Annotated in this window: 10 protein-coding genes; all 10 read right to left on the bottom strand. The window is 45.1% G+C overall.

The genetic code is table 11. From position 1 onward, the window contains the following. Positions 1–198 precede the first annotated feature (198 nt). The 10 genes from kduI to ACE3K2_RS21455 all read right to left on the bottom strand — a co-directional run bounded on the left by kduI (position 199) and on the right by ACE3K2_RS21455 (position 13,736). The gene (kduI, locus tag ACE3K2_RS21500; RefSeq protein ID WP_036606918.1) at positions 199–1,038 is read right to left on the bottom strand and encodes a 5-dehydro-4-deoxy-D-glucuronate isomerase; all 840 of its coding nucleotides are present in this window, start codon (positions 1,036–1,038) and stop codon (positions 199–201) included. A gap of 217 nt (positions 1,039–1,255) precedes the next feature. Then, entirely contained in the window at positions 1,256–1,585 is a 330-nt protein-coding gene (gene cyoD, locus ACE3K2_RS21495) for a cytochrome o ubiquinol oxidase subunit IV (RefSeq protein ID WP_215077953.1), read from the bottom strand. Then, a complete protein-coding gene (gene cyoC / locus ACE3K2_RS21490; RefSeq protein WP_091038523.1) occupies positions 1,586–2,206 on the bottom strand; it encodes a cytochrome o ubiquinol oxidase subunit III in 621 nt (206 codons plus the stop codon). It abuts the gene before it with no gap. After that, a complete protein-coding gene (locus ACE3K2_RS21485; protein ID WP_421894825.1) occupies positions 2,207–4,177 on the bottom strand; it encodes a cbb3-type cytochrome c oxidase subunit I in 1,971 nt (656 codons plus the stop codon). 21 nt (positions 4,178–4,198) lie between these two features. Then, positions 4,199–5,173, bottom strand: a complete 975-nt coding sequence (gene cyoA / locus ACE3K2_RS21480; RefSeq protein ID WP_421894822.1) for a ubiquinol oxidase subunit II — start codon at positions 5,171–5,173, stop codon at positions 4,199–4,201. A gap of 318 nt (positions 5,174–5,491) precedes the next feature. Next, positions 5,492–5,755 (bottom strand): hypothetical protein, encoded by a 264-nt coding sequence (locus ACE3K2_RS21475; RefSeq protein WP_124118139.1) that lies wholly within the window; start codon positions 5,753–5,755, stop codon positions 5,492–5,494. A gap of 322 nt (positions 5,756–6,077) precedes the next feature. Next, the gene (locus tag ACE3K2_RS21470; protein ID WP_421894817.1) at positions 6,078–7,424 is read right to left on the bottom strand and encodes a GH1 family beta-glucosidase; all 1,347 of its coding nucleotides are present in this window, start codon (positions 7,422–7,424) and stop codon (positions 6,078–6,080) included. Positions 7,425–7,440: 16 nt separating this feature from the next. Beyond that, positions 7,441–9,822: a glycoside hydrolase family 95 protein gene (locus ACE3K2_RS21465; RefSeq protein WP_421894814.1), complete on the bottom strand. Its 2,382-nt coding sequence runs from the start codon at positions 9,820–9,822 to the stop codon at positions 7,441–7,443. A 189-nt stretch (positions 9,823–10,011) separates the two neighbouring features. Continuing rightward, on the bottom strand, positions 10,012–11,709 hold the full coding sequence (locus tag ACE3K2_RS21460; RefSeq protein WP_421894811.1) for an ABC transporter substrate-binding protein: 1,698 nt from the start codon (positions 11,707–11,709) through the stop codon (positions 10,012–10,014). A gap of 323 nt (positions 11,710–12,032) precedes the next feature. Next, a complete protein-coding gene (locus ACE3K2_RS21455) occupies positions 12,033–13,736 on the bottom strand; it encodes an ABC transporter substrate-binding protein (protein WP_421894808.1) in 1,704 nt (567 codons plus the stop codon). Positions 13,737–14,080 lie beyond the last annotated feature (344 nt).

The following is a 14,080-nucleotide window of genomic DNA, read 5'->3' as shown; positions in this document are numbered from 1 at the left end:
GAAAACCTTCCGATCACTCTTATCCCCAAATTTTCTTTAATCCCTTTTTTAAAGGAAAAAATTTGGGGATAAAGGCAAGCTTATGCTTCCGAAGCAGCTTTTTTTCCAAAAAGTTTTTAGCTTCGCTTCTTCTGGTCCTTTCTGTACCCTCCGTTCTAGTGTCTACCCTGTCAATTTAACTCAGACATCTGTAATTTATTATTTCAGGTCTTTCATGGCTACGCCGTCCATATCTTCGAACGTCTGGTTCTCACCAGCCATCGCCCAACAGAAGGTGTAATTGCTTGTACCCACACCACTGTGAATGGACCAGCTTGGGGAAATGATCGCCTGGCGATCACGTACAACCAGATGGCGTGTTTCGTTTGGCTCACCCATCATATGAAATACAACACCATCTTCAGGCAAGTTCCAGTACAAGTATACTTCGGAACGGCGGTTATGGGTATGTGCAGGCATCGTGTTCCACATGTTCCCCTTGTCGAGTTCGGTAATACCCATTACCAACTGACAACTCTGAATTCCACCTTCTCCTTGGTGAATGTAACGATAGATTGTACGTTCATTGGAAGTTTCGATGCTGCCCAGATGATTCGGCTGAGCTTGTTCTTGCGTTGCTTTTACCGTTGGATAGGTGTGGTGAGCTGGTGTGGATACAAAATAGAATTGGGCAGGTTGAGCCTTGTCACTGCTCGTGAACACAACTTCCTTCACACCTCTACCGATGTAGAGACACTCCTTCGCTCCAATCTCATAACCTTGTCCGTCCGCTGTCACTGTTCCGTGACCACCGACATTAATGATACCGATTTCACGACGCTCCAGGAAAAAGTTCGTTCCGATATCTTTCAGGTTCACTTCAAGGGTAATGTCCTTGCTCTCAGGTACAGCCGTTCCCACAATATAACGATCCACATGAGAATACACCGTTACCAATTCATCGGTTGCAAACAGTTGCTCCATCAAAAATTCCTCACGCAGGCGAGATGTATCATACGTTTTCACTTCATTGGGATGTGCAGCATAACGATTTTCCATTATTAATCCATTCCTTTCGTCATTTAAATTAGTTGGTAATGAGCTTGATAATGTTCATATAAGTTCATTTTAGTTCATTATGTATCTTTTGTGTACCTTTATTTTCGAAAATAATTCATATCATTAATTACTAACGGTGTTTATTTCTTAAATAAGAACAAAAAAAAGATCTCCGCAGTCTGTAACACAGACCGGGAGATCTTCTTTGATTCACATATTAATGTGCAACAGCGTTGTTAAGCATGATCCAGATTGAACCAATTACGATGGTCATCATAATCAGTAATCCGAATATAAGGGCCATTACATTCCAGCGTGGTTTCTCTGTTTCACGGATATGCATGAAGAAGAAGAGTTGAACCACAAACTGAAGTGCTGCTGTACCAAGAATCACAACGAGTGTTCCTGTTTTGCCCATCATGTCGTTCAAAACCACCACAAGTGGAATGATTGTCAGTACGACAGACAGAATGAAGCCGATGACATAAGACTTCAGTGAGCCATGTTGTTCATGGCCGTGGGAATCATGTGAGTTGTGCTCTGCCATCTACATCACCCCCATGAGATAGACGATCGACAGGAGGAAGATCCATACGACGTCCAAGAAGTGCCAGTACAAGCTGATCACGTTGATTTTACCGCGAGTAACGTCAGTAATTCCACGTTTTTTCAGTTGGAACATGAGTCCAATCATCCAGATCAGACCAAGCGATACGTGAAGTCCGTGAGTACCCACGAGGGTGAAGAATGCACCAGATGCTGCACTCGTCGTGTAACTAAAGCCTTCGTGAACCATCTCAACAAACTCGTAAACCTCCAGGGCGATAAAGCTTGCACCCAGAACGGCTGTAACAATCAGCCAGTTAATCAATTGTTTCACTTTACCCTGATTCATTGCCAGAACGGCAAGTCCGCTTGTAAATGAACTGGTGAGCAAGATAAATGTCTCAGCGATAACGCCAGGCATTTTGATCAGTTCGGACAAAATCGGTCCGCCCGCCGAATTGTCACGCAACACAATGAAGGTTGCGAACAATACGGAGAACAAGATAACGTCGGAAATCAGGAAGAACCAGAATCCGAGAATTTTCATTTCCTGTGGATCATGGTGGCCATGGTCATGACCATGCGCATGATTCTCACCGTGCTTAGCGGCTGCTTGAGCCATCTATACCGACCCCCTTAACGACGCTTCGGTACGCTTAATTTCGTCGACCGGAATGTAATAATCCGTATCGTAAGAGAATGAACGGGCGATCATACAGATGCCTACGCCAGCAAGTCCGAGAATCGCCATCCACAGCCATCCGAATACGAAGCCAAAACCGGCAACAAACCAGAAGACAGACATAATGAACGGAATCGAAGAATTCTTAGGCATATGAATTGGCTCATATACAGGCTCTGGCGGATGAATGCCTTTGGCGCGACGTTCTTTCTCTTCCCACCACTCATCCAAATCATCTCCGCGTGGTGTAACAGCGAAGTTATATTCAGGAGCTGGTGAAGGAATCGACCACTCGAGCGTACGACCATCCCATGGATCGCCGGAAGCTTTAAGTGTTTTGTATTTGCGAATACCGTCTGCAATTTGTGCAACTTGGAACAGGAATCCGACACCCATCAGGAATGCCCCGATTGTGGATACGAAGTTCAGTTCCCACCAGCCGGTATCCCAGCCGTATGTGCTCAGACGACGTGTCATACCCATCAGACCGACAGCGTACTGCGGCATGAAGCAGACATAGAAACCAATATTCCAAGTCCAGAATGCCCATTTGCCCAGTTTCTCTTCGAGTTGGAAACCGAACATTTTAGGCCACCAGTAATACAAACCAGCGAAGTATCCGAAGACAACGCCACCGATCAATACTTGGTGGAAGTGGGCAATCAGGAAGTAACTGTTGTGGAACTGGAAGTCAGCAGGAGCAACGGATAACAGAACGCCTGTCATACCCCCGACAATAAAGCACGGGATAAAGGCAAGTGTCCACATCATCGGAGTCGCCATGCGAATCCTTCCTCGATACATGGTAAACAGCCAGTTAAATATCTTAACCCCTGTTGGAATAGCAATCAACATCGTAGTTACGGCGAAGAATGCATTCACGTCCGCTCCGGAACCCATCGTGAAGAAGTGATGCGCCCATGTGAAGAAGGACAGGAAGCTGATGATTAACATTGCAAATACCATTGACTTGTAACCAAATAGTTTTTTCCTCGAGAAAGTACTTACCACCTCGGAGAATATACCAAAAGCAGGAACAACGACAATGTATACCTCAGGGTGACCCCACATCCAGATCAAGTTGATATACATCATTGGGTTACCGCCCAGATCAAGTGTGAAGAAATGCGCCCCGGCAAACCTGTCGAGGAATAACAATGCAAGTGTCACGGTCAAGATCGGGAATGCAAACAAGATCATGATACATGTGGAGAATACCGACCATGTGAACATCGGCATTTTCATCCATCTCATGCCTGGCGCACGCATTTTAATGATGGTAACCAGGAAGTTGATACCGGTAGCCAGGGAACCGATACCCGATATCTGTATACCCCATATATAGAAGTTCTGTCCGACCCCCGGACTGTGTGACAGCTCCGATAGAGGTGGATAACTCAACCATCCCGCATCCGGTGAACCACCGATAACGAAGGACAGGTTAAACAGCATTGCTCCCAGGAAGAATAACCAGAAGCTCAATGCATTCAGAAACGGGAAGGCAACGTCCCTTGCTCCGATCTGTAATGGCACGATAACGTTAAATAGACCAAACATAAATGGCATCGCCATGAACAAGATCATGATCGTGCCGTGAGTTGTAAAGACCTGATTATAATGTTCAGGATGTAAGAAATCCATGTTAGGCATAGCCAGCTGCAGACGCATCATCAATGCATCCACACCACCACGGAACAACATGATAATGGAAGCAATGATATACATAATACCGATCTTTTTATGATCGACGGTAGTTAACCAGTTACGCCAGAGCCAGCCCCATTTTTTGAAATAAGTCAGCACCGTTACGATAGTAATCATCGTAATACCGATGGCCACATCTGCTCCATAGATCAGCGGGTCGCCAGTTACGAAAAACTCCGATGCAAACTCTTTAAGTCTCTCTAACATTGGGGGCCTCCTTTCGAATCTTTAGTTAGCACTCTTGTCCTCATCTTGATTGGACACATCGGTTTGACTTTGAATGGCTCCAGAAGCTTCACTTGAACTTCCATGCTTACTGTGAGCACTTTGACCATCTACAACATACTTGGTCACAATATTTTGGAACAATCCTTCTGGGAAGGCAGAATAATAAGCAACATTGCTTGTTCCCGGTTTAGCCAGTGCAGCGTAACCTTCTGTAGTCAACGGCTGAGAATTCTGTTTCACTTCAGTTACCCATTTGTCAAAATCGTCGTCTGATGTAGCATTCACATCAAAACGCATTTCTCCAAAATGCTCACCTGTGAAGTTAGCGCCTGAACCCCAGTACTTGCCTTCATGATCTGCCTGAAGATACAAGGTCATCGCCATACCCGACATCGTATAAATCTGTCCTCCAAGTTGCGGAATCCAGAATGAGTTCATCGGTGAATCCGCAGTGAGTTCAAATTTCACGGGCCGGTCTGCCGGAATATTCAGCGTGTTGACCGTTGCAATCCCTTGCTCAGGATACATAAACAGCCATTTCCAGTCCAGTGAAGACACTTGGATGGTAATTGGTGCTTTCTCGTGAGCCAACGGCTTCGAAGGCTCCAGAACATACGTGTAACGAATCGTTACAACTGCAAGTATTCCAATAATAATAATTGGAATCGTCCACCATACAACCTCCGCTTTGGTGCTATGAGCCCAGTTAGGTTCATATGCTGCTTTGTTGTCCGGTTTCTCACGGTAACGCCATACGATTACGGCAGACAAAATGAGTACTGGCACAATGATGACAGCACACAAAATTGTCGAGATGACAATCAAATCTCTCTGCGAAGCGCCAATTGGCCCCTTCGGATCCAGAACAACGTACTGCCCGCCTGCCAGCATTGGCCAGACAATCAATGCAATTGTAACCAACGTCAGGACAACCGGAATGATAATCCGGATTAGCGACCTAGGTTTCTTGTTCATTTTGATCCCCTCTCCTTAAATTCGCTCATACTGAAAAATCAGTATACTACTCTCTTCCTACTAAAGATATCAGAAATGAACAACTTTTTTGTTCTTGTTAACAAATTTGTCGATTTTACACCTTAAATGTGTGAATTTTTTCTCACAAATCGCTTGCATGGTTGATATTTGCACATTGTAATCTTTACACTTCAAGTCACAAAATAAAACCCTTTGCAGTCCCGTTGAACAGTGTCAACGAATCCGCAAAGGGCTTTATTGACTGGATTCCGGGAACTTATCCAGTCTTATTATGAACGAATTAACGCAGGATTATAATCAATCGGCGCCTTCGTCTTCCCGGCGTGTATGAACAAGGCCAATCGCTTTGGCAATAACGTAAATAAACACACTACCTACAAGGAATCCAATACCAACCATCAAACCAAGATTACGATCATTAAAGTCATTCAGATTAATCAGACACATGACCACTCCCGTAATGAGTGCGATCCATGCCAGAACTGTCATCGTCAAGACGGCGCGCCGCATATTTTTGTCTTTGCGCTCCAATTGGCTGACCATTGCTGTCTTCGATGCCATAGTAAACACTTCCTTTTCCCTTTTTGTAAGTGCTTTCCTTATACCAATATACCACATCAGTATGAATTTTAGTCAACAAATGTTCAAATTTTATTCTCAATTTGGACACTTTATTTTGATTTCTACCGTTGACAAAACGTTTTTCATTTCTTTCATACTTCTTATAACCCAAAAAACGTCTCTTCATAACAGGAACTGCACTTGACCTTATGAAACCTTTATGAACTACTCATTTGGATTTGTAAAAAACACAAAAAAACGGCACATTGGAATATTCCAATGTTACCGTCTTTTTAGGCTTTTCATACAAAATGGGATACCCTTAGTTCCGTGTCTCCAACCAATTATTCTTGATGACATTCTGATACCAGTAATAGCTCTCTTTCGGCGTTCTCACGAGTGAGCGATAGTCCACATGCACAAGACCAAAACGCATCCGGTAGCCTTCTGCCCACTCGAAGTTATCCATCAATGACCATGCCATATACCCTTTCAGGTTAATGCCATCATTAATGATGCGATGAATTTGAGCCAAATGCTGCTCATAATATGAAATTCGGCGATCATCGTTGATTTTTCCATTCTCCAAATCATCATTAATGCAAGCGCCATTCTCTGTGATATACACATCTACATTGCCATACTTTTGCAAGTAATGCATGAATTCATACAAACCACGTGATTCCACTGGCCAGCCGATATCCGTCTTGGTCAGGCCCATATCGACTTCCTCCGATTGCAGAACGCCTGCTTCCGGATTGAAGCGATTGATTCCCATCGTGTAATAATTAATGCCGAGCAGATCGATTGGTTGCGAGATAATCTCCATATCGCCTTCCTGAATTGGTACGGTAGCCCCCGCTTCTGCGAACCAGTCCACCATAAATTGCGGATACGATCCTTTGTAGATCGGATCAAGGAACCAGTCGGTATTAAGCGCAATTGATCGGTCACACGCTGCCTGGTCTTCAGGAGATTTGCTGTACGGCTCAGCCCAGCATACGTTCGGAGCAATACCAATCTGACCGGTTGTTCCCAAGCGACGGAAGGATTGAACGGCTTTACCATGAGCAACCAGCAATCCATGTGCCACATTAATTGACGTCTGCAGGTCTTTGTTTCCTGGCGCATGAATCCCAAGAAGGTTCGACAGGAACGCGATGCACCATGGTTCATTAAATGTCAGCCAGAAGTTGATTTTGCCCGAGAATTCTTTGAAAATCACTTCGGCATATTTCACAAAAGCGTCTACAGTTCTACGGTTGCCCCAGCCCCCGTCATCCTCCAGCGTTTGCGGAAGATCCCAGTGATACAGGGTGAGGAACGGTTCGATACCAGCCTCTATCAATGCATCCACGAAGCGATGGTAGAAGTCCAATCCTTCCCGATTGATCTCCCCATCTCCGTCAGGAATAATGCGCGGCCACGCGATGGAGAACCGGTACGTATTAATCCCGAGTTTTTTCATCAGTTCGATGTCTTCCTCATAACGGTGGTAACTGTCACACGCGACATCCCCATTGTCTCCGTTAAATACCTTGCCAGGTGTGCGAGCAAACGTATCCCAGATGGATACCCCGCGTCCACCTTCCTGTGCCGCTCCTTCTATTTGATAGGAAGCTGTTGCTGTACCCCATCGAAAATCTTGTGGAAATTGAAAAATGGTCATGGTTGGCTCCTCCGTCTCATGATGACACGCGGATCGTCTGTCCTGCGGTCATCGTTAAAATAATTACATAATCGCCCTTAGGCGTAAGCTCTGCCTTCGCTTGTTCATTTCCTTCCACACGCAGCGGATAGGCACTGCGAAGGGTCAGCGATTCACTTTGATCTGCTTGAATAACCGCTGACGCAAGCTTGTTGTCCGTCCACGTTATAGCTACCGTATAACCACCCCGTGCACGAAGTCCTTCCACATGGCCTTGGGTCCAGAGTTCAGGCAATGCCGGCAGTAAATGTAACTCGTTCAAGTGGCTCTGTAATAACATCTCGGCGATTCCGGCCGTACCACCAAAGTTACCATCGATCTGGAATGGTGGATGGTCATCAAACAGATTCGGATGTGTGGATCGGGCGAGCAATGTGCGTACAAACTGATGTGCCTGGCTGCTATCCAGCAGTCGTGCATACAGATTGATCAACCATGCACAGCTCCATCCTGTATGCCCGCCACCTTGTGAGATACGACGTTCAAGCGATATTCGTGCTGCTTCCACCAGTTCCGGTGTGTGCACACGATTGATCTGCTCCCCCGGATACAGTCCATACAGATGGGAGACGTGACGATGCCCTGGCTCGAATTCGGCAAAATCCTTAAACCACTCCAGCAATTGTCCTTCGCTTCCAATTCGGAATGGATAGAGTTTGTCCAGGGCCTCACTCCACTCACTTGCCAATGACTCATCCATATTCAATCGCTTCGCGGCTTCAATGCAGCGGCTGAACAGCTCACGAATCAAGCTCATATCCATTGTTGAAGCCATGGATATACTCCGCGCCTCTCCAGCATCAGTGAGAAACTTGTTCTCTGGTGAAGTGGATGGAATCGTAACCAGATAACCATCAGGCCCTTCCACCAGCCAATCGAGACAGAACAGCGCAGCCTCTTTCATGATGGGGTAGGCACGTTCCTCAAGAAAACGCTGATTACCGGTAAATTGATAATGCTCCCATAGATGCGAGGTAAGCCATACCCCGCCCATCGGCCAGAAAGCCCAGCTAGCATCTCCACCTGTCGGCGTAGAGGTTCTCCAGATATCCACGTTGTGATGGGCAGTCCATCCACGGGCACCATACAGAATCCGCGCCGTTCTGCGTCCTGTATCACTGAGATCGGTCAGCATATCAAACAGCGGCTCATGACATTCACTGAGATTGCAGACTTCTGCCGGCCAGTAATTCATCTCCGTGTTGATGTTGATTGTGTAGTCACTATGCCATGGCGGTTCTACCTGATGGTTCCAGATTCCCTGCAGATTGGCAGGCTGGCTGCCGGGACGCGAACTGCCCATTAACAGATATCTTCCATATTGAAAATAAAGTGCCTCCAGTCCCGGGTCTTGTTCCCCTGCCTGATAAGCTTGCAGCCGCTCATCCGTAGGTAATTCGGCGTTAGCCGATACCCCTAAATCGATAGAGACTCTGTTAAACAACGCACGATGATCTTGAACATGTCGGTCACGAAGCACTTCCGCGTCATGGGTGATCGCTCTGGAGATCATCTCCTTGCATTCCTCTTCCAATACAAGATGACCCTTCACAGGCAACACATCGTAACGTTCAAAGGACGTAGCCGCTGCCAGATAGAAAACAACCTGATCAGCACCCGTAATATGTAACTTGCCTTCCAGATTGGAGACCTTTGCCTGCTTCCCTGTTGCCTTAACTGCTAAACGCACAGCGTAAGCGGTTCCCCGATCCTCTTCATAGAGGACGGATTCCGGGTGATCCCTGAAGTAATTGGACTCCACATGACTTGGGCACCGACTGAACATGGTTAGTGCATCTCCTGAAGTCTCAATACGATAAGGATGGGGACTGTCTAGCGTAACACTTACACTCACAGCACCCTTCCGATCAGCACTCAGTGTGCAGACCATCAGATCATCCGAAGTACTGGAATACACTTCACGTACATAACGAGTTCCTTTCCACGAGTAGGTCGTACCTGCAATACCCAATTCCAGATCAAGTTCACGTTCAAAAGCATCATACGAAAGATCCTCTAGACCCTCATGATGCAATAGAAAATGACCCATTGGCTGGTAAGCCTCCACATCGCGGCCGAGCATTTCACGGTTCAACAAATCCTCAGCTTCACCATACTGTTCAGACATGATCAACTCACGCGTCTGCTTCAAATACCGCTGACTGCTGTATTGAATCGTATCCCGTGGAAACCCTGACCATAACGTATCTTCATTGAGCTGAATTCGTTCATCCGCTGCGCCGCCATACACCATGCCTCCAAGACGGCCGTTTCCAATTGGCAGCGCTTCTTCCCAGCGTTGTGCCGGTTGTCGATACCATAAACGATTGATTTTAGTTTGGTTATTGTGTTGGGACATGATTAGCTCCTGTTCCTGAATCAGCTATAAAATCATTAATGACGTAAAACGTTTTCGGTAAGTGCTTACAATAATAAAATTATATGTGATTTCAAAATTTGCGTCAATGCAAATCATCATATCATCCTACAAAAAAAGCCCCCTATATAGGGGGCCTCTTTTTGTAACATGGATTCTCTTTAATCCATGTTACTTTACATCTTTTCCTGTCCATAAGGAGACACGATCTTTCACCCAGACGGTGTACTGTTTCTCCATCTCCACTGCGCCTGCTTTGTCCAATTCAGCCAGGAAGGCGTCATAGGTAGCATCAAAGTTCGCTGGTGTAGTCAGGACAGCTTCCGGAATCCGTTTACGAACGATATCCTGTGTTTTACGGAACGTTACTTCATAATCTGTACCTGAAGGTACTGGCATGTTGTATGCTGCGCCCCAATCTTTCAGCTTCAGATCTTCTTCGGAAGGATAGAAATCTTTCCATGTTGTAATGCCATACGCTTTTAACGTCTCTTTCTCAGCTGCAGTGTAACCTGCCTGAATCTGCTCAGGGAAGTTTGTTGTGTAGTAGTTTTCTGTGGAATCTTTCACACCATCACCGTATCTCGCACTGAATACGTTATACAATCCGATGCCTGTTTCTTTAGTGAAATTCGAGTTGTCATTGGTTTTACGATCCTGAATCTCGGCAGGGATCACACGTTGGCCATTTTCTACGTTATAGTGTTGACCTTCAATTCCCCAGTTTCTCAATACTTGTCCTTCATCAGAAGCAAGCCAATCCATGAATTTAATGATACGAACCGGATCTTCAGCCGAAGTTGTGATCCCGATACCATACCCATCAAATCCGGTTGGTTGGAACGTATGATCCACAATGTCCTTATTCAGCGACACGGAGAAGTGAGCATATGTGGCATCGTCCTTGCCCGCAGATTTGAGTGCATTCTCCGCTTCTTGATAATTCCACTCTTGGTCAATCAGACCGAGTACACGACCACTGGCAATTTTGGACTTATATTGGTCATCTTTTTGAACAAATGCATCTTTGTCCAGGAGTCCTTCATTATACATTTTGTTCAACCAACGGAAATATTCTTTCTCCTCTGGACGTTTGTAGTGAAGCATCGCCTCATACGTCTCGGGGTTAATGTAATATTCACCATCGTCCGGTGCACCCGTTGCTTGGAATGCAGGGTTCGTTACCGTGATCATGATCTTCCAGTCATCTGCATTCAAGGTCAAGGGAATAGTGGGCTGACCATCAATGGTTGGATGTTTTTCATAATAGGCTTTCAGGACGTTCTCATAATCCTCAAGTGTTTTCACTTCAGGGTATCCAAGCTCTTTCAGTACTCTTTGTTGAATTTCGAATCCACCACCTGCATCAAACACAACATTATCTACACCCATGTTCGTTGGGATTGTATATATCGCCTGATCTTCCGTGCTGTATTTCAGACGGTTCATCTGGTCGCCATAGATTTTTTTCAGGTTCGGAGCATGTTCTTCAATCAGATCCGTCAGATCCAGCATCGCCCCTGCATCCACAAGCTTAGACAAGTTACCTTTAGGGAAAATCATATCAGGGTAATCACCACTGGCAGCCATAAGTGCAACCTTCTGATCACCGCCATTGTTTACATCATACTCTGCTTCAATTGTAACGCCTGTTTGCTTGGTAATTTCTTTCCCGACTGCATCTTGCATCTTGTTCCAGCTCGGACTAGCATCTGCCCCAAAAAACGAGACTGTAATTGGTTCGGTTCCACTGGATTCCGTAGTCTCTTTCGTACCCGAATTCCCACAACCAGCTGTGACCAACATCGCACTTGCAAGCATCAACATTGCAAACGTCTTGGGTGTATTACCTTTCATTTTGCCTCTCATTGTCTAGTTCCCCCTATTATTTATGAAGGTTTTATCTGTATAACAGGCTTTATGCCTGAGGATACCACTTTTTTCTAAATATGCTTTTGATCTCATTCATTCCGACGTTTGTATGAAGCTGACGCCTCGATTCGGAAACAGGAAAAAATCTTTCTTCTAACAGACATAAAACGTTTTCGAAAATAAACTTAAAACGCTTACTGAAAGTGCTTACATGATAGATTATAGGCTATCCACCACCCTACGTCAACAATAAAAAAAGCCCTTTCTCAAGGGCTTTTTTCGCTATGAAAATCAATAGCTTTTATGCTTGGTTTTCAAACTTATTTCACATCTTTTCCAGTCCAGAGAGCTACACGTTCCTTAATCCAAACCGTGTATTGTTTCTCCATCTCTACTGCACCCGCTTTATCGAGTTCAGCCAGAAGACCATCATATACGCTGTCGAAGTTCTCTGGTTTGGCAAGAATAGCCTCTGGAATACGTTTACGGACGATATCCTGTGTTTTCTGGAACGTTACGTTGTAATCCGTGTCAGAAGGTACAGGCATGTTGTATGCTGCGCCCCAATCTTTCAGCTTCAGATCTTCTTCGGAAGGATAGAAATCTTTCCATGTTGTGATACCATACGCTTTCAACGTTTCCTTCTCAGCGGCAGTGTAACCAGCTTGAATCTGTTCAGGGAAGTTCGTTGTGTAGTAGTTATCCGTGGCATCTTTCACACCATCACCGTATCTGGCGCTAAATATGTTATACATGCCTACACCTGATTCTTTCGTAAACGCAGAGTTATCATTGGTTTTGCGATCTTGTACGTCAGCCGGAATGACGCGTTTCCCATTCTCGACTTGATAATGTTGGCCTTCAACGCCCCAGTTTCTCAGGACCTGACCTTCATCGGAAGCAAGCCAATCCATGAATTTGATAATACGTACCGGATCTTTGGCCGAAGTCGTGATTCCGATACCATAACCGTCAAATCCCGTCGGTTGGAACGTATGATCCACAATATCCTTGTTCAAGGACACGGAGAAGTGGGCATATGTTTTATCGCCACCGTTGGACGATTTCAAAGCATTCTCCGCCTCACCATAGTTCCACTCCTGGTCGATTAGACCGAGTACACGGCCACTGGCAATTTTGGATTTATATTGGTCATCCTTTTGAACAAATGTATCTTTGTCCAGCAGACCCTCATTGTACATTTTGTTCAACCAACGGAAATATTCCTTTTCTTCAGGACGTTTGTAGTGCAGAACGGCTTCGTAAGTCTCAGGATTGATATAATACTCACCATCATCCGGTCCACCCGTAGCTTGGAATGCAGGGTTCGTTACCGTGATCATAATTTTCCAGTCATCTGCATTCAATGTTAATGGAATCGTCGGTTGACCATCAATCGTTGGATGTTTTTCATAATACGTTCTCAGTACGTTCTCATAGTCCTCAAGCGTTTTTACTTCAGGGTAGCCGAGCTCTTTCAATACTCTTTGTTGAATTTCAAATCCGCCCGTAGCATCAAACGCAACGTTATCTACACCCATATTCGTCGGGATCGTGTAAATGGCTTGATCTTCAAGACTGTATTTCAGACGGTTCATCTGATCACCATAGATTTTTTTCAAATTGGGAGCATGCTCCTCAATCAGATCGGTCAGGTCCAGCATCGCGCCTGCATCCACAAGCTTAGACAAGTTGCCTTTAGGATAGATAATATCAGGGTAATCACCACTGGCAGCCATCAAAGGAATCTTTTGGTCACCACCATTATTCACATCATACTCAGCTTCAATTGTAACTCCCGTTGCCTTCGTAATCTCTTGACCGACAGCATCCTTCATGTTATTCCAGTTTGGACTCGCGTCTGCACCAAAGAATGTAAAGGTTACTGGACTCGTTGTGTCTCCGGAATCAACCGGCTTTTCTGAAGCGTTAGATCCTCCTCCATTGCCACTGCATCCTGCTGTAATTGCAAGAGCACTGGCTAACAGAAGCATTGCGAATGTTTTTGGTGTTTTGCCCTTCATGTGTAATCCCCCTTATGGATATAATGAAGCTGTATATTTGTATAACAGGCTGACCTGCGCATACCGTGACCAGATGAAACGAATGTAATTTTCTTGTTTTTATAACATTTGAAGCGTTTTCCTGAATATAAAATGGTTCTTCTCTTGCCTTATTTCTGCTTCATTCCTGTACCTGTTTACTTTGAGCTTCAGGTGAAAATCACAAGCTGTACAAGTAAATGTAAGTGCTTTCATATTTGAATAATAATCGCTCCTATAGTCCTTGTCAATAGTGAATTTGTAAAATTGAAAACGTTTTTCAGAAAACGTTTTAGGTGATAAAAAAGAACCCAAAATATCTGGGT

Source organism: Paenibacillus sp., assembly GCF_048976745.1.
Taxonomy (GTDB): domain Bacteria; phylum Bacillota; class Bacilli; order Paenibacillales; family Paenibacillaceae; genus Paenibacillus.
Note: the sequence above shows the minus strand (reverse complement) of the source record. Positions and strands in the feature narration are given on the sequence as shown.

Bases quoted from the DNA above. Each gene is read 5' to 3' on its own strand.
- ACE3K2_RS21475 (WP_124118139.1), bottom strand. From the start codon at position 5,755: ATGGCATCGAAGACAGCAATGGTCAGCCAATTGGAGCGCAAAGACAAA.
- ACE3K2_RS21460 (WP_421894811.1), bottom strand. From the start codon at position 11,709: ATGAGAGGCAAAATGAAAGGTAATACACCCAAGACGTTTGCAATGTTG.
- cyoA (WP_421894822.1), bottom strand. From the start codon at position 5,173: ATGAACAAGAAACCTAGGTCGCTAATCCGGATTATCATTCCGGTTGTC.
- kduI (WP_036606918.1), bottom strand. From the start codon at position 1,038: ATGGAAAATCGTTATGCTGCACATCCCAATGAAGTGAAAACGTATGAT.
- ACE3K2_RS21455 (WP_421894808.1), bottom strand. From the start codon at position 13,736: ATGAAGGGCAAAACACCAAAAACATTCGCAATGCTTCTGTTAGCCAGT.
- cyoC (WP_091038523.1), bottom strand. From the start codon at position 2,206: ATGGCTCAAGCAGCCGCTAAGCACGGTGAGAATCATGCGCATGGTCAT.
- ACE3K2_RS21485 (WP_421894825.1), bottom strand. From the start codon at position 4,177: ATGTTAGAGAGACTTAAAGAGTTTGCATCGGAGTTTTTCGTAACTGGC.
- cyoD (WP_215077953.1), bottom strand. From the start codon at position 1,585: ATGGCAGAGCACAACTCACATGATTCCCACGGCCATGAACAACATGGC.
- ACE3K2_RS21465 (WP_421894814.1), bottom strand. From the start codon at position 9,822: ATGTCCCAACACAATAACCAAACTAAAATCAATCGTTTATGGTATCGA.
- ACE3K2_RS21470 (WP_421894817.1), bottom strand. From the start codon at position 7,424: ATGACCATTTTTCAATTTCCACAAGATTTTCGATGGGGTACAGCAACA.